The organism is Pseudomonas sp. p50(2008) (assembly GCF_015351605.1).
In the GTDB taxonomy this organism is placed as follows: Bacteria; Pseudomonadota; Gammaproteobacteria; order Pseudomonadales; family Pseudomonadaceae; genus Aquipseudomonas.
In genome coordinates this window covers 82964-108783 of the sequence record NZ_JACMYF010000013.1, presented here as the reverse complement: position 1 = coordinate 108783, position 25820 = coordinate 82964, and the positions used below count along the sequence as shown (strand labels likewise).

Genomic DNA, 25820 nt, shown 5'->3' with positions numbered 1-25820 from the left:
AAAGGCAGTGAGCCCGACATCGTGAGGAGCGGGTCACGAGAGGGCTTGGTCAGTGTAGAAGACGCACGGAAAGCAACACCTTCAAACGATAAATGGAGATTGCCGATGAAAAACCCGAGCGGCGGTGAGACATCGCTGTATTCCTGTCCGGATTCCCGACCGCGCGACTGACTGACCCATCGGCAGGCCTACAAAGACATTTTCGGCATGACGATCTTCAAGATACTCGCGGCGTTTTTCGTGATCGGCGTCTATTACCTGACCGGAATCGTCTGACTGGATTCGTTCAGGCAACGGACAACGGCAGCCTCGGGTTGCCGTTTTTTTTCAAGCACCTGTCATTCACGGCTTTCCCGTGGGTGCAGAATGCGCTTCTCCAGCCGCAGCGCATGCACATGGTCTTCGTAGTAGTCGGGTACGACAGCAAAGCGCCTGTAGCCATTACGCTCATAAAGAGAGAGGGCGACTGGATTGTCGGGGCGGACTTCCAGCCGCAGGCAGGCGCAATCATGTGCGTGCGCACTCTCTTCCGCCTGATCCAAAAGCTGTTTTCCCAGGCCCAGGCCACGACTGTGGCTGGCGATAGCGATCGAATACAGACGCGCCAGGGAAGTGCCGCGACGAAACAAGACCAGGCAGTAACCCATCAATTGACCCCCGGCCTGAGCGACGATCAGGCTGGCGTGGGCTCGACTGATCATCCACCGAAAACTGCGCGCCGTCAGTCGATCATAAGTAAAACACTGTTCTTCCAGCACCAGCAGGGACTTCAGATCATGGGGTGTAGCCTTGCGAAATAACAGGTTCATATGACCGCCGTAAAAGTTGCGTAACGAAACGAGACTTCCTGAAAATTTCATGCTTAATAGATAAGGACTTGTTCTCCAACGGACCTTCTCTTATGTCAGCGGCACAGGGTTACTTGCGCAAAGTATCAGAACAAAATCGGATAACAGCAATATCAAAACCAACTTATTTATCGGGTGAACCTAGAAGAACCAGCCAAGTCGTTATTATTGTCGAACGAAAAGAAGACTGGGCTTCCTACTTCCCTTCAGAAGACGTGATGAGTGCCCAGGAGTACCTCGAGCAACCCCCTGAAAGCGAGGTTGGCAAGCGTGTTCAGGTGATTAATCTGTGCCGCAGCTACAAGTATCTCGGGCATGGTTATTACTGTTCACTGTTGGCGGAAGCCCGTGGCCACAAAGTTATTCCATCGGTACGAACAATCAGTGAGCTGACCCGAAAGTCATTGTACGGCCTGGCTTTGGATGACCTGGACAAAGCGCTGGACAAAGCACTCAATAACCACCTTTATAGCAATACCGAAGGATTCACACTGACACTCTACTTCGGCAAAACCAACCTGGAACCCTTGCAAGAACTGGCGCGACAACTGTTCGAAACATTCCCGTGCCCAATCCTCTTGATTGAATTCCGTAAAAGCACCAGTTGGCGCATCGAGGGAATAAGATCCGGCGTATTGCACAAATTACGCGAAGACCAGGAAGATCATTTCGCCAACTCGCTGGACAGTTTCAGTCGCAAGATCTGGCGAATGCCACGTTCACCCCGCGTGGCCCGCTATGACCTGGCCATCTTGCATGACCCGCAAGAAGCGCTGCCGCCTTCCAATGCCAAGGCACTCGAGAGTTTTATCCGGGTCGGCAAAACCCTGGGTATCGATGTCGATCTGATCGAAAAGAAGGACTATTCACGCATCGCCGAATACGACGCCCTGCTGATTCGAGAAACCACTAGCGTGGGTAACCATACCTACCGCTTCGCCAAGAAAGCCGAAAGTGAAGGGTTGGTGGTGATGGACGATCCCGCTTCAATCCTGCGCTGTACCAATAAGGTGTACCTGACCGATCTGCTTAAAAGCCACCAACTGGGCATGCCAGCCACCGAGATTCTCTACAAGGAACGACCGGAAGAATTCGAGCGGGTCGGTGAACGCCTGGGCTTTCCCTTGGTGCTGAAGATTCCCGATGGGTGTTTTTCCCGTGGCGTAATCAAGGTCGAAAGCCAGCAAGCTTTGCTGGAAGCCACCTCCGAGCTATTCGAACATTCGGTGCTGTTGCTGGCTCAGGAGTTCTTTTACACCGAATACGATTGGCGCATCGGCGTGCTCAACCGCAAGCCGATTTTCGCCTGCCAGTACTTCATGTCCAAAGGTCACTGGCAGATCTACAACCACAAAGCCAAGGGCCAGGACATCAACGGTGAATGCCGGACCCTCGCGGTCCACGAGGCACCGCGAGCGGTGGTCGAACTGGCGGTGAAGACCGCCAACCTCATTGGTGATGGTTTGTACGGCGTCGACCTCAAGCAGTCCGGCGAAAAGGTGGTGGTGATCGAGGTCAACGACAACCCGAACATGGACGCCGGCACCGAGGACGCTTACTTGCAGGACGATTTGTATTCATTGGTGCTGGAAGAATTCGTCCGGCGCCTGGAACTCAAGCGCCGCGGCCAGGCCTGGTGAGCGCTTGAATCGAAACCCGTCCTGCAACACGCAGACTTCCCCGGCCAACAACACCAGAGGCCAGATGTGATCAAGCCTTTTCAGCTCGCCAATGGGGCGTTGGTACCGGTTGTACACCTCAATGCCGAGGTCATGTTGTTCAGCAATCCCGACGCTGCAGAACGGGATCTGCTGCGCAGCGATTTCAAACTGGACGATCACGCGCTGGCTTCGGCACTGGACCCGGACGAGGTCTCACGCATCGAGTTCCACCCGGACAATCTGTTCCTGATCTGGAAGCGTCCGGAAAGTTACTCGGGTGCGCAAAGCCTGACGTTTGAGGTGTCGTCGTTCGGCCTGCTGTTCTCCAAAACACGCCTGCTGGTCATTGCAACCGACGATTCCCAGCTGAGCGGATTGGGCGTGCGGCATCCGTTGTACACCCCGCTGGACGTGTTGCTGGACATGCTGTTCAACAACCTCCACCACTACCTGGGTCACCTCAAGGTGATCAAGTTGGTGGCTCGAGAACTGCAGCAGAAGTTCAACACATCAATGGAGAATCGGCATCTGATCCAGATGTTCAACCTCAGCGAAAGCCTGATCTATTACATCAACGCGATTCACAGCAATGGCGCTGTCCTGACCCGGTTGCGCAACCACGCAGAAAAAGAGCACTTCAGCGCCGAGGCGATCGCGTTGATCGACGATCTGATCATCGAGAACACCCAGTGCAACAAACAGGCGGAGATCTACTCCAGGGTGTTTGCCGGCCTGATCGATGCGCGGGGCAATTTGATGAACAACACCATGAACAACCTGCTGCGCAAACTGACGCTGATCAATGTGGTCTTCCTGCCGCTCAACCTGATCGCCAGCATCGGCGGAATGTCCGAGTTCAGCATGATGACCTCGGCCGTTCCGTGGTGGGTGGCGTATCCGCTTTTTCTCACAGGAATGGGAGTTACCGGGGGCCTGATGGTCATCGCGCTCAAGCGTCTGACCCGTGGTTCATCCAGCATCAACGGCCCCCATTGAACGCCTGCGCTGCCTCAGCTTGCTTCAGGCGCTCCTGAGCCAAAACGCGAGCAGGCGCTAAAACCGAAAAGCCACCCCGGTCGTCACGTTAAACGCATCACCCGGGTAGAAGTTCGCCGAGTCCTGCCCCCTGGCGTCGTAGGCCGTATTCGCCGCCGTGGCATAGCGCTCGTTGGTCAGGTTACGGGCGTCCAGAAACACTTCCCACTTTTTACTCGGGGCTTCATAGCCCACTTTCGCGCCCCAGATCGTGTAGGACGGCGCGCTGAGGGTGTTGGCAAAATCGACGTAATAGCTGGAAGCAGCGCGCGCATTGAGCTGCGCGTAGAAGCCAGCGGTTTGCCGATATTGAAGCTCGGCCTGATAGACCTCGCGCGGCAAGCTTGGCAGCTCGTTGCCGCCGAACGTGTCGTCGTCGCGATAGTGGAAATCGTTGAAGGTATACGCCTGGCGCAACGTCACCGCGTCGCCATTCTCACCTTCCCAAAGCTGCGCATTCAGCCCCGCTTCGATCCCTTGGTGAATGGTCCCGCTGCCGTTGGACGTGGCCACCAGTTGATCTTGCGTGGCCGTCGCCTGACGCACCACGATCGACAGCAGCTCCTTCTGAATCCACGATCGGTAAACCGTCAGGCTGCCATCGAAAATACCGTGCCCGCCGCGAATGCCGAACTCGACCGTGTTGCCTTTCTGCGGCCGCACATCGCGGATATAAGGCGTCCCGGTGCTTCCCAATTGCCAGGTCACCGGCGGATCGATTGAGCGACTGGCGTTGCCGAACACTTCAAATTCCGGGGTCAGCTGGTAACGCAGGCCGATGCGCGGCGCGATGTCGTGCTCGTTGTACTCGACCCCGTTGGGAAACGCCGTGGTGTTGGTGCCCGTGGTGTATTCGATCTCCGCCTTGCGCTTGATATCGATAAACGACAGGCCGGTGGACAGCCAGGTACGTTCGCCGAATTGCAGCTCGTTGCCCAAAGAGAACACGGTATCGCGCGAACCCGTGTAGTTGGTTTCCTGCAGCTTGGTGTCGGTGCCCTTGGCGTGAGATTTCACATCCGCCAGGTACGCGCGGGTATTGCTGAAGGTCACGCTGCTGTCGCTGGGCAATCCGAGGAATCTGTCGCCGGTACGCAGGTAGCGCAGGGTCAGGTTGATGTCCTTGGATCGCCAATCCTGGGGCGTCGCGGAGTACCGCCAGCCGTTGTACAAGGGGTAGTCGTTATAGCCCAGGCCGACTTCCAGCTTCGCATTGTCGTCGAAGGTATAGGTGGTCTTGCTGCCCAGCAGGGTTGATCCGTCTTTTTGTCGACCGGTCGGGACGTTGTTGCTCTTGGGGTCATGGTTGATCTGGTACTTGGTCAGGGTGTTGCCCTGGGTGAGCGTCTCTTCGCGGTAGCGCACGAAGAATCGCGTCTCCAGCTTGGGGTTGAACACATGCCCGAAGTTGGCCACGATGCCCTGCCCTTCGTTGGGCGTGTTGTCCTGATAACCGTCCCGCTCGTTGTGCAAAATACTGACGTAGTAATCGCTGTTATCGACCACCCCGCCCGTACTCAATTGCTGCTTGCGATAGCCGAAACTGCCGACTTCGAAACGCGCGTAATTGCCCGGATCGGTGCGACCGGTCTTGCTGACAAAGTTGATGGCGCCGCCCAGTGACAACGCTGAATAGTTGAAGGCGTTAGCGCCGTACAGCACTTCGGTGTGATCCACCGATGCCATGTCGAGCATATCCTCTTGCGTACCGCCCGGCCCTGTCAGCGGCAGCCCGTCAAACAGGAATTTGATCCCCAGCACGTAGCCTTGATAGAACGTATTGAGCCCCGAGCCGCGGATCGAAATCTTGTTGGCGCCGGACCCACTGGTGGCCTGGGCAAACACCCCAGGTTGCAAGGCCAGCACGTCCTCGGCATTGGCCGCCCGGCCGCGTTCGATTTCCCGGTTGTCCACCACAGCGGTCTGCCCCGCCACTTTCTCCAGCTGCCGTTGCACTTTCTGAACCTCGGTGGCCTGGGCTCCGGTGACCACCACCGTGGCCAATGTCGGGTCCTGACCTGAAGGCTGCGCTTGAGCCGTTGCGCAAGTGCCATGAACCAGCATCATCAGAATGCCCAGGCTGGATGCCGTCTTGAACGGGTCCAGCCCCAGAGCGCGTGCTTCAAACTTCTGCCACATCGTTTCGATACTCCTGGCCTGATTAATGGTTGGAGCATCTATGTGTATAGTCGCGCTCTCACCTCGGCTTTTGCAGGGTTCGTGCCAGCAGAAAACGCAGTAAAAACAGGTAAATACGGACATCTATCGCGGTGCAGCGGTACACATTGCTGAAGGGCTGTTTCGCTTACAACACTTCACGTCGTTACGGCGTCCATTTACGCAACCAAAGCCGCCGCCCCATCAAATCACACCACCGCTTCATCGAACGCGGCACTGAACTGACGACTCCACAGGCGTGAATATTGTCCCCCCTGGCGCAGCAGTTCCTCATGGCTGCCATCCTCGATCACCCGGCCGTTATCGAACACCAGAATGCGGTCCAGATGGGCGACAGTCGACAGCCGATGTGCGACCACGACCACCGTCTTGTCTTCCATGATTTCGTCTAGTTTGTCTTGAATGAAGCGCTCTGTGATCGAGTCCAGGCTTGAGGTGGCCTCGTCCATGACCAGGATCGGCGCGTTCTTCAGGAGCACCCGTGCGATAGCAATCCGTTGCCGCTGCCCACCCGACAACTTCACACCGCGCTCCCCCACCAGCGACTCATAGCCGTCTTCCATGCTGTCGATGAACTCGCTGGCACCCGCGCGATGGATCGCATCGGCCACCTCATCCATCGAAGCATCCAGGCGCCCGTAATGAATGTTCTCGCGAATGCTGCGGTGGAACAGGCCAGGCTCTTGCGGGATCAGGCCGATCTGCTGGTGCAGCGAATGCTGCGTCGCATCGCGCACATCCACGCCGTCAATCAGCACCGCCCCCTGTTGCACGTCATACAAGCGCAGCAGCAGATTGAGCAGGGTCGATTTGCCTGACCCCGAGGAGCCCACCAGCCCGACTTTCTGTCCCGCCGGAATCACGATATTCAGGCGGCTGAAAATCGGCTGGTCAGACCCGTAGCTGAAGCCAACGTCGCGAAACTCGATATCGCCACGCTTGACCTGCAAGGCTGACGCCCCGGGCCGGTCAATCACTTCGTGCGGACGAATCAGCGTGCGCACGCCGTTGGCAATGTTCCCGGTCGCCTCGAAGAATTCCAGAAAACGCCGGGACAGGTTCCCCACGTCGCTGATGATCAACAGCGAAAGGCTGGTCGACATGACAAACGCGGCGATGTCGATGCGCTGCGTGCGCCACAGGTACAGCGCCACCAGCAACAGCCCCAGTTTGAGGACCACGCCACAACCGGTTTGAAACCAGCGGATCTTCTCCATGTACCCCAGCGAGCGATACGCCGCAGCCACTTCCTTGTCCAGGAACGTGCCCAGATAGCTGTGCTCGAACGCATGACGGGCAAACAAGCGGATGTTGGCGAGGTTGGACACGGCGTCGACGACTTTTCCCGAGCTGGTGCTGCGCGCTGCCGAGTATTGCTGGGCCAGAGGATGGCTGCGGCGCGCCAGCAGATAACACACGGCAATGAACAGCAGCGACCAACCCGCCATGAACATCGCCAGAAACGGCGAGGCCGTCCACAGCAACACCGTGGCCAGGCTCAGCGTGACCAGCAGCGGGATGAGATCGAACAGCAGGATGCTCAGTGTCTGATTGACCCCGAGCGCAATCTCGGACACCCGGTGCGCCAGGGCGCCGGCAAATTCGTTGCTGATGAACCGATGCGAATGCTGCTGCAGATAGGCGAACACCACATGGGTGACTGTACGCCGCTGCAACGGCAAGACGTGAATGTGGCAACCCGCGGCAGCTCGGGTGAATAACACTTCCAGCACCAGCAAAGCGCCGAACAGGGTCAAGGGCCACTGCAGCACCTCGAACGCGCGCTCGGCATCCAGCCCGTTGCTGACCGTGCGGGTGATCTGGCCCAGCCCCCACGGAATGAGGATGGTGCACACCACTGCAGCGATCTGCAGCAGCAGGATCGCCACGTACCAGCCTTTGAAGTTGCCGATAAAAAAACGCACGAACGCACCCGGCGTGGCCGGCAGATGCTGGACTTTCCAGTTGTGCAACCGGCGGTCACGGGGCGTGAAAGGTGAAAAAGACGAGGTCATGACGGATGGCATTCCTGAATAACGCCTGTGGCCGCGCAGCTTTCAGGCAAAAGAGGCACGCGAGGTGCCCGGTTCAATAGCTAAAAACAACGAATCAGCCGGAACGCCCGGCGTACACAGCCGAACCCGCCGAGGGCGAAAGCCGGCGAAACACCAGGCCCGACAAGGCACACACCACCCCACCGAACACCATGACCAGCGCCACATCGCTCTGCTCGAGACTGGCATGCCCGCGCAGGGACATGATCAGGCTCAGCAACGCAGCAGCGATGCCCACTGACAAACTCATCGTCAGCTGGATGGTCATCGCCGACAGGCTGCTGGCCCGACTGGACTGTTCCGGCGGCACATCGGCATAGGTCAAGGCGCCCAGGGTGCTGAACTGCAGCGAACGGATGATGCCGCTACCGAACAACACCAGCACGACGATCCAGTAAGGGGTGGACACTTCGAACATTCCGCAAGCAATGATCGTCAGCCCCGTCAGCACTGCGTTGCCGATCAGCGTGCGCCTGAAGCCGAACCGGCTGACGATTCGCACTGCCAGCAGCTTCATCAGGAAAGCGCCTGCCCCGCCCGCAAAACTCAACAGGCCGGCTTCCAGCGGATTCAGGCCAAAGCACAGCTGAAACAGCAGCACCAACAGAAAAGGCTGTGACGCACTGCCGATTCGCATCAGGTTGCCGCCCCAGAAACTCACCCCGAAGGTCGGGATCCGCAGCAAGGAGAAATCAATCAGCGGATGCGCCGAACGCCGGGCATGCCTGACGTACAACCAGGCACTCAATACCCCCAACGCAATCAGCAGCAGCGCCCACTGCCGCGCCAGCAAGCCGTGACCGAATGCCTCGAAACCAAACACCAGACCGCCGAGGCCGACCGCGCTGAGCAAAAGGCCGGGGACGTCCAGTGGCCGCCCACGCGAACCGGGGTAATCGGGGATGTAGCGCACCACCAGCGCGATGCCCAACAGGCCGATCGGCACATTGATCAGGAAGATCCAGTGCCACGACAACAGGGTCACCAGCAAACCGCCCAACGGCGGCCCTAAAACAGGCCCGATCAGCGCCGGAATCGTCAGGTAGGACATCGCGCGCAGCAGGTTCTCCCGCGCCGACCAGCGCAACAGAATCACCTGCCCCACCGGCACCATCATGGCCCCGGCCGCCCCTTGCGCCATGCGCGCCAGCGACAGTTGCAACAGCGAGCCCGAACAGGCGCAGGCCACCGATGCGAGGGTGAACAGCACGATCGCACTGACGAACACGCGCCGAGGCCCGAAGCGATCCGCCGCCCAACCACTGACCGGGACGAACAGCGCCACCGCCAGCAAATACAGCGACACCACCAGGTTCATGCGCACGCTGGGCTCACCGAAATCCCGGGCCATCTGCGGCAACGCCGTGAGCACCGCCGTGGCGTCGATCAGTTCCATGAACAGCGCACAGCCGATGATCATCGGCACCCGGCGCAGGCTGGTGCCGGCCACCGGGTCGACAGGTCGAAGGGCGACCCGGTCAAGCGTTTCGATGCGTTCAGTCGCGCCCATGAAGCCCTCGGGTCATCCGCCTGATATAGGCGCCCATACGACGCACAGTCCGGCCCATGCTCAAAACAATCCTGATGTCGGTGGTGGCGTTCCTTTGAGTTGCCAGGCACCCACGGCGGCCGCTTTCCAGTGCCGAGGATTGTGGTTGGCCACGGTGCGCGCGTTGCGCCAGTGACGGTCCAGGTTATGTGCGCGACCCGTTGTAGAGGCGCCGCCCACGTCAAATACCAGCTCTGCCGCCTTGAGCGCAGACTCGGCCGCGATGTATTGCGCCTGCGCGACATCGACCGCCGCCTGATCCACCGCCTGCGGATCGAGGTCGGCTGCCCAGGCCCGGTCGATGGCTTCGGCAGCCCGCAACACCACCGCTTCCGCCGTGAACGCACGTGCCGAAATATCGCCGACACTGAGTTCTACATAAGGGTCGTCAACCGACCGCGTCGCCGTACTGTGCTTGATCGGGCGCGCATGATCATTGGCAAACGCGACCGCATCGTTCAACGCATTGCGTGCGATACCCGCCTGGACGGCCGCTAGGAACACCTGAAGAAACGGCGTGACGATGGTGCGTTTGCCCTCCTCCACGGTGCGCGTGCGAATCTCGTCGGCCTTCACCACCACGTCATGCAAATGGGTGGTCCCGCTGGCGGTCAGACGCTGGCCCATCGCGTCGAAATCGTCGAGCAATTCCAGCCCCTTGCGATCACGGGGAAGAATGAACGACACCGGTTGCTCGTTCTCGTCCAGGGCGACGGCGCTGACCCAGTCTGCGTACAACGATCCGGTGCTGTAGTACTTGCTGCCGGTGGCGCGGTAGTGATCGCCGTCACGCACGATCCGCGCGCTGATCGAACCGTTTGCACCGCCCACTTCCCACCCGGCATTCCCGACCACGGCGCCCTGCAGATAACGCTCGAACCAGCGCTCACGTTCGCCCTCCGCCCCGTCGGCCCGGGACGCCAGCAGCCCTTCGATAAAACCGAAACCTGGGCGCAGCGCCTGGGCCACATTGGAGTCGGCCGAGGCGATTCGAATCAACAACGCAATCGCATCCTTGACTGAGCCCCCGGCGCCGCCGAAGCGAGTCGGGATCCGCACGGTGAACAATCCCGCCAGGGCGATCTGCGCCACGGCCTCATAAGGCAATTGCCGATCACGCTCACGTTGCGCCGCGCCTACGGCGATCTGCGGCAACAAACGGTCGGCACGGGCATTGAGTTCTTCCACCGAAGCAACCGGTGTCTTGGGTACAGCAGTCAACGTAGTCATGGCAGTTCCTTGCTCAAGGTTCGAACTTAAATGGCGATTTTCCAAAGCCGGGATTCATCAAACAGCCACGCCGCGTCTTCCGGTTCCAGCGGCGGCACGACCAGGGTTGTCTCGGCGCTCGGCAAACGCGGCACCGCCCCCAGCAGTCGACGGGTGTACTCGTGCTGCGGGTTTTCAAAGAGCGTCTCGACCGCGGCGCTTTCAACGACCCTGCCGTGACGCATCACCAGCACGTCGTCGCTGACATGGCGGATAACTCCCAGGTCGTGCGAGATGAACAGATACGCCAGCCCCAGGGTCGCTTGCAGATCGGCCAGCAGGTCCAGCACCTGGGCTTGAACCGACACGTCCAGCGCCGAGACCGGCTCGTCACAGATAATGACTTTCGGACTACTCGCGATGGCCCGGGCGATGGCGACGCGCTGACGCTGTCCGCCCGACAGCTGCAATGGCCGTCGAACCGCCAGCTCTTTGGGCAGACGCACTTGATCCAACAGTTGCGCGATGCGTGCGGGCTGTTGGTCTGGCGTGATGCCGGCGACGTCCAGCGCATCGGCGAGAATCTGCCCGACGCTCCAGCGCGGGTCGAACGAACTGAGAGGGTCCTGATAGATCACGCTGATGTCGCGTCGGTACAGCCGCCGGTGCTTTTCCTGCACGCGTGCGTGACCGGTGCCTGACCAGGGCTGATCGAGAAACTGCACCTGGCCGGCGTCCGGTTCCAGCAGGCCAAGGACGATGCGCGCCACCGTGGTTTTGCCCGATCCCGATTCGCCGACGATCCCCAGCGTGCGCCCCGCCCGCAGCTCAAAACTGACGTCATCCACCACCTGACGCGATTGCTGATCGGGGCCGACGTAACGTTTGCCCAGCTGCGTTGCCTTCAGTACCACCGGCGAATCCGCACCCGGTCGTGGTGGCGCGGCAACGGTGTTGCGCTCCGGCGACAAGCGCGTGCCCCGGGCATGCTCGGCGGGCACGGCATCAAGCAACGCTCGGGTGTACGGATGGCGCGGATGACGCAATACCTGGTCCATCGGCCCTTGCTCGACCACTTCGCCGTGACGCAGCACCAGCACCTCATCGGCCAGTTGCGCGACCACGGCCAGGTCGTGGCTGATGATCAGCAACGAGTCACCCCGTGCCTTGATTTCCTGCAGCACCTGCAGAATTTGCGCCTGCACCGTGGCATCCAGGGCCGTGGTTGGCTCGTCCGCGATGACCAGGCCGGGGCTCAGCGCCAGCGCACTGGCGATCAGCGCGCGTTGGCGCAGGCCTCCAGACAATTGGTCGGGACGTTGGCGGGCCCGTAACCGAGGCTCGGGCACGCCGACTTTTTCCAGCAGTTCGATGACCCGCTCCGGGCGGCTGCGACGGTCACCCCAGTCGTGGGTCTGGAGCACTTCGAGGATTTCCTTGCCCACCGGGCGCAACGGGTCGAGCGACACCAGCGCGTCCTGCAACACAAAACCGATGCCCTTGCCGCGCAAGCCGCGCCACCCGCGTTCGGACAAACTGAGCAAATCCTGCCCGCCGTAACTGAGGGTGCGCGCGGTCACCCGCGCTCCGGCGCCTGCCAGGCCGATCAGGCTACGGGCAGTGACGCTCTTGCCGGAACCGGACTCGCCCACCAGCGCCAGGGTCTTGCCCGGCGCGAGGGTGAACGACAGGTTGCGCACCACCGACTGGCCTGCGAATTCGATGGACAGTCCTTCGACGATCAACTGTTTATCGCTCATGCGAGACGGCCCTCCAGGCGTTGTTGCAGGTAACGGCCAGCGACCGTGGTCGACAGCGTGGTCAGGACGATGAACAGCCCCGGGAAAAACGTCAGCCACCAGGCGTTGGCAATGAAATCACGCCCCATCGACAGCATCGTCCCCCACTCCGGCGCTGGCGGCCGGGCACCCAGCCCCAGAAAGCTCAAGGCCGAAGCCCAGACGATGGCCTGGCCGACGCCCATGGTCAGCGTGACAATCAGCGGGCGCATGGCGTTAGGCAGAAGCTGGCGGGTAATGATCCGCAGCGGCGGATGGCCGAGGGCTTTTGCCGACTCGATATAGCCGGCGTTGCGCACCGCCAGCACCTGGCCGCGCACCATCCGCGCGTAGCCAGGCGCACCACCCAACCCGGTGGCGACAATCAATGGACCGATGCCGCTGCCAAACACCGCGACGAACAACAGCGCGAGAATCAGGCTTGGGAACGCGAAGAGAATTTCCAGCAACCAGCCAACGCCTCGGTCCAGGTAAGCGCCCCCCAGGCCGCCGAGCAGTCCCAGAACAATCGCAATGGACATCGCCAAGGCTGTGGCGGCCAGGCCGATGAACAGCGATTGGCGCGTGCCGTAGATCACCCGGGAAAAGATGTCGCGCCCGGACTGATCAGTGCCGAACCAATGCGCCCAGCCGGGTGGATGAAAAGCGTCGTGCGGCACGATCGCCAACGGATCGCTGTGGGCGAAGAGTTGCGGCAACACTGCTGCGATGATCAGAAACCCAAGAAAGCTGACGGCCAGTAAAGGACCAAAGCGCCACTTGCGCGGTGTGCGTTGAACCCGGATGCCGGGCAGCGGTGTGTCGAGGAGGAGTTCACTCATGCCGCATGCTCCTGTTGTCGTGGGTCGACCCAGAGGTACAGCAGATCGACGAGGATGTTGGCCAGCACATACCCGGCGGCGACCACCAGGCTGATGCCGATGGTCAGCGGCAGGTCCTGTGCCTGCACCGCCTGGTACAACTGACGGCCAAGCCCTTTGCGGGAAAAGATCACTTCGATCACCACGGCACCACTGATGAGGGCGCCAATCGCCCAGCCGGACAACGAGATGCCGGGCAACACGGCGTGGCGCAGCGCGTGCTTGAAACGCACCGCCGTGTCACTGAGTCCACGGGTGCGGGCGGTCAACACAAAGGGTTGATCCAGGGTCAGCTCGAGGGACTCACGGGTGACCTGTGCGATGAATCCGGCCAACGGGATCGCCAACGCCACCGACGGCAACACCAAAGTGCGCCAACCGTCACTGCCGGCGGGCGGGAACAGCCGCAGGCCGAAAGCGAACACCGCCAGCAGCAAGATCCCGAGCCAGAAATGCGGGAGTGCCGCCGACAGGGTTTCCGCCAGCGAAGCCAGGCTCGACACCCAACGCCGACCGCCCGCCGTCAGCACGGTCAGCGCCAGCACCAGTATCCAGGCCAGCACCAGCGAGGTTAGGGTCAGCTCCAGGGTGGGCCAGGACTGTTCCGCGAGCACGCGGGTCACCGGCAGGTGCTGGGAATAGGAAACCCCCAGGTCACCCTGAACCAGACGGCCCAGGTACAGCGCGTACTGAACCGCCAAAGGTTTGTCCAAACCGTATTCACGGGTGGCCTCGGCGATGGTTTCGGCTGTCGGGTTGCCACTCGGCCCGCCGAGAATGGCCAGCACCGGATCACCCGGCATCAGGCGCAGGGCGAAAAACGTCAGTGTCGCCACCGCCCACAACACCAGTACGCCACCCAGCAAACGCCACAGCGCGCGTCGTCCCAACCGGGCGAGACGCTCGCGCCGTGGGTTGGGAAGTTCGTTGACCAACGATTCACTCGTCATTTGTTCACCCATGCGTCATAGAGGTACGTCACTGCCAGAGAAGGTTCCAGGCGCACGCCTTGAGTGGTCTTGTAGATACCCAGTCGCGAACTCTGCGGGTAGGTGGTCAATTGCAGGTACTGACTCGAAGCCAGCTGTTGCGCCTGGTAATACAGCGCCCGGCGTTGCTCGGCGTCCTGAGTAGTCAAGGCACCCTGGACGAACCCTTCGAACGTGGGATCGGTGTAGCCGGCGGTGTTCTGGTGATACCCGCCGACGCCCGCGGGACTGATGAAATCAGCGCCGAAGATGATCCGCAGCACGTCGGCGGTGTTGGTGTTCCAGTAGCCCAGCCGGATGTCGTAATCCCAGTCGGCCTGACGCTTGGTGCTCTGCACGTCGCTCATTTGCTCGACGATCAACTCAAAACCGGCTTGACGCGTGGTCGCCTGCACCTGTTCCCAGAGGGTGTATTCAGAGGGCGGCGTGCGATTGCCCATGATCACGTGAACCTGCAATCGCTTGCCGTCCCGGGTCCGGTAACCTTCGGCATCGCGTGTGGCCCAGCCCGCTTCATCCAACAGCCGCGCGGCTCTGGCGGGTTGGTAATCCTGGGCGCTCTGGAAGTCCGGGCTGTAGAAACGTGTGGCTGAACTGAGCGGCCCACCTGCCCGCGGGAACTCATTGAAGTACACGCTTTTCAACGCGCCCTCAACATCCGCGCTGCGCACAAAGGCTTCGCGCACTTTCAGGTCATTGAACGGCGCTCGAGTGATGTTCAGTGTGCCATTGGTGGGGTTGCCCGGACGCTGGGCGATGATCAACGCGAGGTCCGGATTGCGTCGGGCAGCTTCGTGGGATTCCGGCGGCAAGGCCTCAATCACATCCACTTCGCCGGCCTGCAGCGACGCAAAACGCACCGACGGTTCTTGAATGAATTTCCAGACAATACGGTCCAGCCAGGCCGGCCCTTGATGTTTGGCCGTGGGCGGCGCCCAGTTGTAATCCGAGTTGCGCACCAGTTCTACCTGGCTCTGACGATCCCAACGCACGACTTTGAACGGACCGCTGCCCACCGGACTTTCACAGTTCACGTCACGAGAGCGCGTCAACGCGGTGGGCGATTGAATCCCGAGAAATCCTTGTGCCAGCACTTCCAGAAACGCGGCATACGGTGTCGCCAGGTGCACCACGGCGGTGGTGTCATCCAGCACGTCGGTGCTGCGGTACTGGCGAATGTAGCCACCGGCCGTGCTGGACTGGGTTTTCGGGTTGGCCATGTGATCCAGATTGGCCTTGACCGCGGCAGCATTGAACGGCGTGCCGTCGGTGAAGCGCACGTCATTGCGCAAATGGAAGGTGTACGCCAGACCATCGGCGGACACCTCCCAGCGCTCGGCCAGCCAAGGACCGATACGGCCCTCCTCGTCCATGGAAACCAGCGAATCGAGGTACTGCTGCGCTACGAAAACCTGCGGCATGTCGCCGCCCACATGCGGATCAAGGCACGTGGGCTCGCGGTCAGTGGCGTACACCAACGTCCCGCCGCTGGCCGGCTGATCGCTGCGAGCCACCGTGGACTCGCCCTGACCGCAGCCAATCAACAGACTGCACATCGCAGCGATACCCACAATGGGCGTGTGCTTGAACAGCGACCTGGGTCGGCTGCCGTAAAGTCGCAAATAAGGGGCAAGTGCTCGCATGGGTCCTGATGCCTATAGTCCGGGAACAGGGCTATTGCACAAGGCATGCCGGTTTTTTGCAGCAGCGAACAAGGGGGTTTGAGTGGAGGATGGGGCAGTGCGCGGCATCAGAAAGAACAATGTGTGCGGCGAGTGTTGGTGAGGCAACAGTTGGCTGAGCGAGGCCCGTGCGGCATTCAGACGATGACGGCCCGACAGCCAATCCTTCCTTGCAGATGCGCCCGATCAAACTGTAGGAGCGAGCCTGCTCGCGATGGCGCCATACCAGGCAACATTGATGCTGAATGTCAGACCGCCATCGCGGGCAAGCCCGCTCCCACAGGGATTTGTGTCGCGCCCGGAATGGCAGACACCGCCAATACCTGTGGGAGCGGGCTTGCCCGCGATGAGGCCATACCAGGCGACATTGATGGTGAATATCAGACGGTTATAGCCGCAAAACGCAATGGCAACGCCGGTTGCCCAAGCGCCGCGGGATCGCGGAAGCGGGCGCCGAAATGGTCGGCCGGCAAACGCGCTTGACCTGCCCCGAACAATCGCTCTCGCAAGGTTTCCCCGTCGTTGTAACGCTCACGAAAACGACCACGGCGACGCAATTCAGGAATCACCAACTCGATAAAATCCCGGGCCGTTTCAAACGACAGGTACTGACGCAGATTGATCCCGTCAATGCCATCCACATCCAGCCATTTCTCGATTTCATCGGCCACCACACTCGGCGTCCCCGCGACAAAAAAACGCTCCTGATTGAACCCCGAAAACTGCGCCAACACCGCGCCCACCGTCGACGCCGGGTTGTAGCGTTGCAAACTTTGCCAGCCCTTGACCTGGCGGCTGACCAAGTCACTGATCAGCCACTCACGGGGATAAGCTGTCAGATCGATCGCCGGCTCACACAGTTCATTTCAAACAGGTTGACGTGCAGTTGCTTGGCACCATCCATACTCCTTTTCAAACCAGACCCTCAGATCGCCAACTGCAGAAAGAACGCGGGCGGCGTGTAATCGGTTTCGAGTGTCGGAATCGCATCGATCAATGCCCGTGTGTAGGCATGCGCCGGCCGGTCGAACACCGCGCGCACCGTGCCGGATTCCACCACCACGCCATCCTTCATGACCAACACGCGATCACTCACGTGATTGATCACCCCCAGGTCATGGGAAATGAACAGGCAGGCCAGGCCGAGACGACGCTTGAGGTCGTCGAGCAGTTCGAGAATCTGCGCTTGCACCGACACATCCAGCGCCGACACTGGCTCATCACAGATCAGGATTTGCGGCTGGGACGCCAACGCCCGGGCAATGGCGATGCGTTGTCGCTGCCCACCGGAGAGTTCAATCGGCCGGCGCGACAGCACACTGGCGTCGAGTCGCACCAGGTCGAGCAATTCGAGCGCCCGGCTGCGCCAATCGCGGCGCGTCAACCCCGCCACCGCCAACGCTTCGAACAACACCCGTTGCACCGTGTAGCGCGGATCGAAGGAATTGAGCGGGTCCTGGAACACCACCTGCACCGCGCGCCGCGTCTGACGCTTTTGCGCGGTGTCCATCGTCGACCAGCGCTGCCCGGTGATCCAGACATCGCCGACATCGGCGGTTTCCAGCCCAAGAATCAATCGGGTCAACGTGGTCTTCCCGGAGCCTGATTCACCGACGATGCCCAGGGTTTCACCGCGACGAAGCTGCAACGACACCTCGTTCAGGACGGTACGACTAAGGTGGTCCGGGCCGACGTAAGATTTCGACAGCCCGCGCGCCTCCAGCAACACCTCGCCCACCGGCTCCGGCTCGGTTTCGACCGCGTTGAGCAGCCTGTGCGCCGGTTGAAAATGCACGGCCCTGGCAGCCCGCAGCAGCGACTGGGTGTACGGATGACGCGGGTCCTGCAGCACCTGCTCGGTCGTGCCCTGCTCAACGATGACCCCATGACGCATCACCGCCACACGGTCCGCCAGGCGCGACACCACGGACAGGTCGTGACTGACCATCAACAGCGCGTTGTCCTCACCGCGCAAGCTTTCCAGCAAGGCGATGACCTGTGCCTGCACCGTCGCGTCCAGTGCCGTGGTGGGTTCATCGGCAATAATCAACCGTGGGTTACAGGCGATGGCGGACGCGATCAACGCCCGTTGCCGCAAGCCACCGGACAACTGCCACGGGTATTGGCTAGCCCGCAGTTCCGGCTCGGGCACGCCGACATTGCGCAGCAACTCCAGTACGCGCAAACGCCGGGCTTCAAGGCCCAACGGCGTGTGCAACTGCAATGGCTCTTCGATTTCGGCACCGACGCGGCGCAACGGATCCAGCGCACCCAGCGCGTCCTGCATGACAAATCCGATGCTCGCGCCACGCAGCCGCTGCCATTGCCGCTCATTGAGTTGACGCAGGTCGATGCCTTGAAACGCCAGTTTGACCGCCTGCACCTGCGCACCCCGGCCGGTAAGCCCGGCGAGAGTCCGCGCGGTCACGCTTTTGCCCGACCCCGACTCCCCCACCAGCGCCAGGCATTCGCCGCGATGCACCTGCACACTGACGCCGTGCAGCACCGGTTCGGCCGCGCCGAAACGCACCGTCAAATCACGGATATCAACCAACGGACCCAGGGTCTGAATATTCGCATTCATAGAGGTTTTCCTTCGCTGCGACGCAGCAGTTCGCGGCCAATGGCGCTGATGGAGACGACGGTGAGGGTGATGACCAGCGCCGGCCAGGCGACCAGCCACGGAGCGTTGGCCAGGAAGCTGCGACCGATGGCCATCATCCCGCCCCACTCCGGCGCGGGAGGCGGCGCACCGAACCCCAGGAAACTCAGGGCCGCACCAGCCGTAATAGTGCCGCCGATGCCGATGGTGGCGAGGATCAGCACAGGCTTGAACGCATTCGGCAGGATGTGCCGCAGCACCACCGCTAGATGGGATTGCCCCAGTGTGACCGCCGCTTCGACATAACCGGCGTTACGCACATTGAGGGTTTGCGCACGCACCAGTCGTGCATAACGGGGAACACCGGCAATGCCCACGGCGAGAATCAAATTCGCAGTGCCCTGACCGAAGAACGTGATGATGACCAGCGCCAGCAACAGGTCGGGAAACGCCAGCAGCACATCAATGGCACGCATCAGCGCGGCGTCCAGCCAACGCGGTCCAAGGCCCGACAACAAGCCCAGCAAAGCGCCCCAGGCCAGGCCCAGCGCTGTTGCGGCCAGGCCCATGAACAACGACGAGCGCACGCCGTGGATCAAACGGCTGAGCACGTCCCGACCATTTTCATCGGTGCCCAGCCAGTGAACGCTGCCGGGCGGCTGAAAGGCCAATCGCGCCGACGCATCGAGCGGGTCATACGGAGCGAGCGCCGCTGGAAAAGCTGCCGCCAGCAGCAACAGTGCCACGAACACCCCGGCCAGTAACAAACCGGGTCGCAACCGTCCCAGGCCGGCAAGACGCAACGGACGTTGCCCCCCGACGCCCATCACCGGCCCTGTCATCACCGTTCCAATTGTCTGCGCCATTCACCGCTCCTTTTTTTCGAACCCGATCATTCCCCGCGCGTCATGTCACGGCGCAGGATTGGGAATGCGTTGGTGGATGGCCGCGACCTGCGCCTGAATCTTTTCGCTGAGGGTGACGTCCAGCGCACCGAGGTTGTCGCGCAATTGCGCAAGGCTTGTCTGGCCGGTCAGGGCACTGGCAACGAATGGCTTGCTGATGACGTAGGCCAGTGCCAATTGCGCCGGGCTGATGTTGTGCTGTTGCGCAACTTCTACGTAACCGGCGATAGCTTCCTGAGCCGACCCGCTGTCGTAGCGATTGAACGTGCGATAGACCGCCGAAAGCCGTGAACCCTCAGGACGCGCGCCCCCCAGGTACTTGCCGGTCAGCGCACCAAACGCCAGGGGCGAGTACGCCAGCAGCCCGACGTTCTCGCGGTGGCTGAACTCCGAGAGGCCGCCCTCGTACAGGCGATTCAGCAGACTGTAAGGGTTCTGCACGCTGACAATCCGTGGCAGACCGAGGCGCTCGCTCTGCTTGATGAACTCGGCCACGCCCCACGGTGTTTCGTTGGACACGCCAATGTGGCGGACCTTGCCGGCCTTGACTTGCTCGGCCAGCACCGACAGCGTTTCCTCGATGGCGACGCTGTCAGCGTCATCGAGATAAGGGTATTCACGCTGACCGAAGAAGTTGGTTTTTCGGTCCGGCCAGTGCAGTTGATAGAGGTCCAGGTAATCGGTATTCAAACGCTTGAGGCTGCCGTCCAGCGCCTCGACGATGTTGCGGCGATCATGCCGGCTGAGACCGTCGCGAATATGCTGCTGACCCGCAGGATCGCGGGCCGGGCCAGCGATTTTGCTCGCCAGGACAATACGCTCACGACCACCGCTGGCGGCCAGCCAACTGCCGATGTAACGCTCAGTGGTGCGCCAGGTTTCGGCCCGGGTCGGCGTGGGATACATCTCGGCGGTGTCGATGAAATTGATGCCTTCGGCCAGGGCCAGATCGATTTGTTGATGCGCATCGCTTTCACTGTTCTGGTGGCCCCAGGTCATGGTGCCCAGACCCAGCACACTGATTTCGATATCACTGTTGCCCAATTGGCGGTAACGCATGGTTCATCCTTTCATTGAATTGTTGAAGACGCCGGGGTTCAGGTCCGCAGCGCGTATTGATTGGTCGGAAACGGCAAGCCGAGGTGCTCGCGCAACGTGCTGCCGGTGTACTCATGACGGAACAGTCCGCGTTTTTGCAGCAACGGCACGACCTCGTCGACAAAGATCTCGACGCCGGAGGGGAACATGTCCGGCATGATGTTGAAGCCGTCTGCGGCATGCGCCAGGTACCAGTGCGACAAGGTGTCGGCGACCTGTTCCGGCGTGCCCACCAGCAACCGGTGACCCACCAGGATGCGCCGCGAAAGCTGGCGAATACTGAGGTTTTCCCGACGGGCGAGATTGAGTTGCGCCTCAAGGAAACCCTGGGAGCCGCGTTCGAAATCAGCCACCGGACCGATACGGTCCCAAGGCAATGGCGCGTCCGGGTCGAGCTCCTTGGCAGCGATGCCGATCCGGCCTGCCACCTGCTCCAGCAAGCCGTGTTCACCGTGCCACGCGTTGAGTGCATCGAAGCGTGCATGGGCCTCGGCTTCGGTGCTGCCGATCACGGTCGACAGGCCGGGCATGATTTTCAGGTGCTCGGGATTGCGCCCCCAGCCCAGGGCCCGCTCCTTCATTTCGCCGTAGAACAGTTGCCCGTCCTCCAGAGTGGTCTGGGTGGTAAAAATCGCATCGGCGTAACGTGAGCCCAAGGCTTTGCCGCCCTCCGACGACCCGGCCTGTACCAGCACCGGCCGGCCCTGGGGTGAGCGCGGTACATTCAACGGGCCTTTGACGGAAAAGTGCTGCCCGACGAAGTCGATGGTGTGGACTTTTTTTGGGTCGGCAAAGCGTCCGGCACGGGCATCGCCGATGATCGCGTCGTCCTCCCAGCTGTCCCATAACTTGACGGTGACGTCGATGAATTCGTCTGCGCGGGCATAGCGGTCCACGTGTAACGGCGCGCCGGCAAGGCCGAAGTTCTGCGCGGCGGCATCACCCGCGTTGGTCACTACGTTCCACGCCACGCGACCACCGCTGATGTAGTCCAGCGAGGCAAAGCGGCGGGCGATGTTGTACGGATCGTTGTAGGTGCTGGAGGCTGTGGCGATGACTCCGATGCGCTGGGTGGCCAGCGCCACGGCGGTCAGCAACACGGTGGGTTCCAGGCGTCCGCCCGGCTGACTGGCAACGTCGCCTGCCAACGCCGGGCCATCGGCGAGGAAAATCGCATCCAGGCAGCCGCGTTCGGAAATCCGCGCGATGTTGCGGTAGTACTCCACGTCCAGATACGCGTTGGCCGGCACTTCGGCCGCACGCCAGGCGCCGGAGTGCGCGCCAAAGCCCAGGATGTTCATGCCCAGGCTCATTTGTCCGTCACGGGTATTGCTCGATGGCTTGCTCATACGGCACTCGCTTCGTCACGCGCGCCGCTGCCCTGCTTCTCGGCGTCGGCCGCTTGCAGTTGGCGCCAGGCGGCGTTGGGGCTGATGTTGTTGAGGTAGTAATTGCCCAGGGCGCGCTCGCGGTAGATCACCGGGTTGTGCGAGGCCAGCGTGCGCGCATTGCGCCAATGGCGATCAAAGCGTCGTGCCTCGCTGGTAGCGGAAGCGCCGCCCACTTCAAACAGCAAGGTCGTGGCCTCCAGCACTTGCTCAAGCACGATCTGTTGCGCCTGATACGCACGAATTTCCGCCTCGGTGTACTGCTGTTCGGTGGCAGTACCGCCCTGCTCCGCTTCATGGACGTCCTGCAGCACCTGAGCCACCGCCAACACCTGGGTGCGCGCGGCATAGGCCAGGCTGGACAGGCGCCCGATGACACGCTGCACCAGCGGATCATCCTTGGGGCTGGATTGCCCCGGTACGCCAAACGCCCGCGTGCGCCCTTGCACGAATTCGGTGGCATCACGCAGCACCGCATTGGCAATGCCGGCCAACGTCGCCAGATGGAACAGCTGATAGAAGGCCGTCAGGTAGGATTCGGCGCGCAGCTCGTCCTTCTTGAAGCGACGGACGATATGCTGCGCCGGCACCTTCACCGCCTTGAAGCGCGTGGTGCCGCTGCCCGTGAGGCGCTGGCCAAAACCGTCCCAGTCATCCTCGACCGTCACGCCCGGTGCATCGGTGGGCACGGCGACGCTGACAAAGTCATCCCCGTCCAGTGCCACGGCGGCGATCCAGTTGGCGTACAGCGTGCCGGTGCAGTAGTACTTCTCGCCATCCAGCTGCCAGCCGGCCTCACCCTTTTGAGACTCGACCGCGCTGAGCGTGACCGAGTTGCGTGTGGTGTCGCTGCGCTCGGCCATGGCCGCGCCCCAGAGCTGACCATCGACCACTTTGCCCAGCCAGTAATCCTGCGAATCGGCGTCGCGGCTGGACAGCCGGCCTTCGACGAAGCCGAAGTGCGCACGGACGATCTGCGGCAGGTTCGAATCGGCTTCGCCCAAGGCAATCAACAACCGAAACAACTGCGGCAGACTGGCGCCCAGACCACCTTGGGAGGCGGGAACCCGCAACGCCCCGAACCCCGCTTCGCGCAGCCAGGTCACCGCATCATGCGCCAACTCGCGTTGCTGCTCGCGAGCGACAGCGGTGTCGGCGATGCGGGCAAATACCTCGGCAAAACGCTGGTTCAGGTCTTCATCGGTCACAGCAGGTGAAATCGCAGCACTCATGATTTTTCCTTTTTCATAGACACTCACGCTTGATCCGCCCGAGGGTCGATCCAGCGGTTGATCAAATCGACAGTCAGGTTCACCACCACGTAAACAGCGGCGGCGAGCAAGGTCACGCCCAACACCATGGGCACGTCTTTGTTGCTGGTGGCGTCAAGCATCAGGCGGCCAATGCCCTGGCGTGCGAACAGCAGTTCGATGACCACTGCGCCACCCAGCAGGCTGGCAAAAATGAACCCGGCCAGCGTCACCAAAGGCACCAGTGCATGACGCAGGGCATGGCGCAGGCGCACGGCGGTTTCGGACAGCCCACGGGCACGGGCCATGGCGATAAAGGGCTGTTCCAGGGTGTCTTCCAGGGACTGGCGCAACAGTTGGGTGAGCACCGCCGCCACCGGCAATGCCAGCGCAACCGACGGCAATATCAACGAGCGCCAGCCCACGGACCCGGACGGCGGCAACCAGTGCCAATGGAACGAAAACACCAGCAGCAGCAAGAGGCCGATCACGAACGACGGTGCGGACGAAATCACCAGTTCGCTGCCTGACGCGAACGAGCGAACCCAGCGCGAACGGTTGGCGGTGAGGATCGCGCAGACCAGCGCCAGCACCACCGCCAACAACGCGGCGCTGACGGACAGTTGCAGGGTCGCGCCGATCTGTTCGCCGATCGCTTGGGACACTGGAATGCGCAAGCGATAGGACTCGCCCAGGTCGGCGTGAGCCAGGCGCAGCAAGTATTGGCCGTATTGCACGATCAATGGCTGATCGAGTCCGTACTCGGCACGCACCCTGGCCAGCAACTCCGGCGTCGGCAAGGCATCCGGGCCACCGAGGATCGCCAGCGCGGTGTCGCCGCCACTGAAGTTCACCGCCAGAAACGTCAGGGTGGCGGCCCCCCACAACACACCAATGCCCGCCAACAGACGCCAGGCAATACGTTTGAGCAGGTTCATGGTTGCCCCCGGTCCAGCCAGACGCTGGTGAAAAACGGAACGTTGTGGGACGTGTCGAAAATCACGCCTTTGACCTGACGCCCATACGCGGTCAGCACCTGGCTTTCGACCGAAGGCACCGCTGGCACCGTTTCAACCAGACGCTGTTGCGCCTTGCTGTAAAGCGCCTGCAGTTCCACTGGATCGCGAGAGCGACGCGCAGCGCTGAGGACGCGATCCAGTTCATCGTCGCGAAAACGCCCGGCGTTCTGGCCGATCAGTTTCGCCGTGCTGATTGACTGGCTGTGGTAGAGCACGAACAAACCATCAGGCGTGTTGGTGTGCCAGTAACCCGCCGCCACGGCCTGAAACTTGCCGGCATAGCGCCGCTCCGTGACGCGGGTCAGGGGCAGCATTTCAATGGGCATGTCGAAGCCGACTTTTTTCAGGTCGGCCTGTATGGCCACCGACACGCTGGCGGGAAAGGCCGGATTGTCATAGGTCAGCAAGGTCGCCTTGAGACGCTGACCGTCTTTGGTCCTGTACCCCTGCGTATCGCGCCCGGTCCAGCCCGCGTCGTCGAGCAAGGCATTGGCGGCGCTGACGTCATACGCCAGGGCGTCGTTGTTGGGTTGATAGAAGCGCGTGTTGGCGGCAAGGAAATCGGCCTTGCTCAGGAACTCGCCGAAACCGGAAATCCAGGCCAGGCCTTCGCGATCAATTGCCCGGGCCACCGCGCGACGTATCCGCACGTCATCAAAGGGGGGCTGCTCGACGTTGAACGTCATGCTGCGACTCGGGTTGCCTTTGCGAATACGGCTGCGCATCACCAGTTCAGGGTTGGCGCGAATTGCAGCCGCGTTCTGCGCCGGCGCGTCCAGCGCGAAATCCGATTGCCCGGATTCCAGCGCGGTGAAGCGGATCATCGCTTCGGGGACGTAACTGAGTTCGATGCGGTCCAGGTAGGCCTCACCGACGTGGCGCGTGACTGCCGGCGCCCAGTGATAGCCGGGGCGTTTCACAAAGACTGCGCCCTGATCCCGGGTGTAGCTCTGGAGCAGGAACGGGCCGCTGCCAACCGGGTGTTCGGCGATGGTTTTCGGCGCTTCACGGATCTGCTTCGGCGAGATCATCCCTAGCCAGGACTGCGCCAGCACATCCAGAAACGGTGTATAGGGCTCACGCAGGTGAGCTTCGAAGGTGTATTCGTCGACGACCTTGCCGTCCAGGTAAGGCACGATGTACGCCGCCGCCAATGGCGACTTGGTCGCCGGATCACGCATGTGTTCCAGGTTGGTTTGCAGCGCCGCGGCGTTGAATTTTTCGCCGTCGCTGAACGTCACGTCATCGCGCAGGTGAAACGTGTAGGTCTTGCCGTCTTCGGAGATCTCCCAGGAACGCGCCAGCCACGGGCTGATGTTGCCTTGCTCGTCCTGATACACCAGGCAGTCGAACAGGATTCGGCCCAGCCACTGAATGTTGCCGTTGGACAAGGCGTGGATGTCGAAACTGCCGGCGTCCGAGGCTGCCGAGACTTTCAGGGTTCCACCGCTGCGACCCGGTGACGGCTCGTGAAAACCCACCGCCGGGTAGGAAATGATTCCATTGTTCACGGTCCCGTCAGCCTGCGGCGCGCCCGGCTGGGGAGCCGCTGAGGGCGAGCAGGCGTTTATCGCTAGGGATAAAACGATAAGGCCCGAGAGTTTGAAGACTGTTCTCAATGACGCGTCCTTAATAGAGTTCAGCAAATACCAGGAGTTGGAAGTGCCTATGCACTGAACATGCCATGGGCTACT

At 61.4% G+C, this 25820-nt stretch carries 18 protein-coding genes and 1 pseudogene; 2 read left to right on the top strand and 17 right to left on the bottom strand.

Annotated features, from left to right (window positions below; all coding sequences use genetic code 11):
• Positions 1-344: 344 nt before the first annotated feature.
• Positions 345-809, bottom strand: a pseudogene (locus H7698_RS28980) (GNAT family N-acetyltransferase); the annotation flags it as partial.
• 92 nt (positions 810-901) lie between these two features.
• On the opposite strand from H7698_RS28980, the gene H7698_RS28975 reads away from it, so the two are divergent.
• Together H7698_RS28975 and H7698_RS28970 are read left to right on the top strand one after the other, a co-directional pair.
• Positions 902-2488 (top strand): RimK family protein, encoded by a 1587-nt coding sequence (locus tag H7698_RS28975; RefSeq protein ID WP_208525888.1) that lies wholly within the window; start codon positions 902-904, stop codon positions 2486-2488.
• 66 nt (positions 2489-2554) lie between these two features.
• The gene (locus H7698_RS28970; protein WP_194693699.1) at positions 2555-3505 is read left to right on the top strand and encodes a magnesium transporter CorA family protein; all 951 of its coding nucleotides are present in this window, start codon (positions 2555-2557) and stop codon (positions 3503-3505) included.
• 57 nt (positions 3506-3562) lie between these two features.
• On the opposite strand, the gene H7698_RS28965 is transcribed toward H7698_RS28970, so the two are convergent.
• The 16 genes from H7698_RS28965 to H7698_RS28890 all read right to left on the bottom strand — a co-directional run bounded on the left by H7698_RS28965 (position 3563) and on the right by H7698_RS28890 (position 25637).
• Complete coding sequence (locus H7698_RS28965; RefSeq protein WP_194693698.1) at positions 3563-5683, bottom strand: TonB-dependent receptor family protein; 2121 nt, start codon at positions 5681-5683, stop codon at positions 3563-3565.
• Between the two features lie 227 nt (positions 5684-5910).
• Positions 5911-7737 (bottom strand): ABC transporter ATP-binding protein, encoded by a 1827-nt coding sequence (locus tag H7698_RS28960; RefSeq protein WP_194693697.1) that lies wholly within the window; start codon positions 7735-7737, stop codon positions 5911-5913.
• A 94-nt stretch (positions 7738-7831) separates the two neighbouring features.
• Complete coding sequence (locus H7698_RS28955) at positions 7832-9196, bottom strand: MFS transporter (protein WP_194693716.1); 1365 nt, start codon at positions 9194-9196, stop codon at positions 7832-7834.
• A 150-nt stretch (positions 9197-9346) separates the two neighbouring features.
• Entirely contained in the window at positions 9347-10555 is a 1209-nt protein-coding gene (locus tag H7698_RS28950; RefSeq protein ID WP_194693696.1) for an acyl-CoA dehydrogenase family protein, read from the bottom strand.
• Positions 10556-10581: 26 nt separating this feature from the next.
• Entirely contained in the window at positions 10582-12294 is a 1713-nt protein-coding gene (locus tag H7698_RS28945) for a dipeptide ABC transporter ATP-binding protein (RefSeq protein WP_194693695.1), read from the bottom strand.
• Positions 12291-13154 (bottom strand): ABC transporter permease, encoded by an 864-nt coding sequence (locus tag H7698_RS28940; protein ID WP_194693694.1) that lies wholly within the window; start codon positions 13152-13154, stop codon positions 12291-12293. Before H7698_RS28940 ends, H7698_RS28945 begins: the two co-directional genes overlap by 4 nt.
• Entirely contained in the window at positions 13151-14143 is a 993-nt protein-coding gene (locus H7698_RS28935) for an ABC transporter permease (RefSeq protein ID WP_194693693.1), read from the bottom strand. Before H7698_RS28935 ends, H7698_RS28940 begins: the two co-directional genes overlap by 4 nt.
• Positions 14140-15825: an ABC transporter substrate-binding protein gene (locus tag H7698_RS28930; protein ID WP_194693692.1), complete on the bottom strand. Its 1686-nt coding sequence runs from the start codon at positions 15823-15825 to the stop codon at positions 14140-14142. The genes H7698_RS28935 and H7698_RS28930 overlap by 4 nt, the downstream gene beginning before the upstream one ends.
• 419 nt (positions 15826-16244) lie before the next feature.
• The gene (locus H7698_RS28925) at positions 16245-16667 is read right to left on the bottom strand and encodes a hypothetical protein (RefSeq protein WP_235992983.1); all 423 of its coding nucleotides are present in this window, start codon (positions 16665-16667) and stop codon (positions 16245-16247) included.
• Between the two features lie 122 nt (positions 16668-16789).
• On the bottom strand, positions 16790-18448 hold the full coding sequence (locus H7698_RS28920; protein ID WP_194693691.1) for a dipeptide ABC transporter ATP-binding protein: 1659 nt from the start codon (positions 18446-18448) through the stop codon (positions 16790-16792).
• Positions 18445-19293, bottom strand: coding sequence for an ABC transporter permease (locus H7698_RS28915; protein WP_194693715.1), 849 nt, complete (start codon positions 19291-19293; stop codon positions 18445-18447). Before H7698_RS28915 ends, H7698_RS28920 begins: the two co-directional genes overlap by 4 nt.
• A gap of 84 nt (positions 19294-19377) precedes the next feature.
• Positions 19378-20430 carry an NADP(H)-dependent aldo-keto reductase gene (locus H7698_RS28910; RefSeq protein ID WP_194693690.1) on the bottom strand — a complete coding sequence of 351 codons (1053 nt, stop codon included), beginning with the start codon at positions 20428-20430 and terminating at the stop codon, positions 19378-19380.
• Positions 20431-20468: 38 nt separating this feature from the next.
• Positions 20469-21818, bottom strand: coding sequence for an LLM class flavin-dependent oxidoreductase (locus H7698_RS28905; protein ID WP_194693689.1), 1350 nt, complete (start codon positions 21816-21818; stop codon positions 20469-20471).
• Entirely contained in the window at positions 21815-23089 is a 1275-nt protein-coding gene (locus tag H7698_RS28900; RefSeq protein WP_194693688.1) for an acyl-CoA dehydrogenase family protein, read from the bottom strand. Before H7698_RS28900 ends, H7698_RS28905 begins: the two co-directional genes overlap by 4 nt.
• A gap of 23 nt (positions 23090-23112) precedes the next feature.
• Positions 23113-24045, bottom strand: coding sequence for an ABC transporter permease (locus H7698_RS28895; RefSeq protein WP_194693687.1), 933 nt, complete (start codon positions 24043-24045; stop codon positions 23113-23115).
• Positions 24042-25637, bottom strand: a complete 1596-nt coding sequence (locus H7698_RS28890) for an ABC transporter substrate-binding protein (RefSeq protein WP_442966343.1) — start codon at positions 25635-25637, stop codon at positions 24042-24044. The genes H7698_RS28895 and H7698_RS28890 overlap by 4 nt, the downstream gene beginning before the upstream one ends.
• Between the last annotated feature and the right edge of the window lie 183 nt (positions 25638-25820).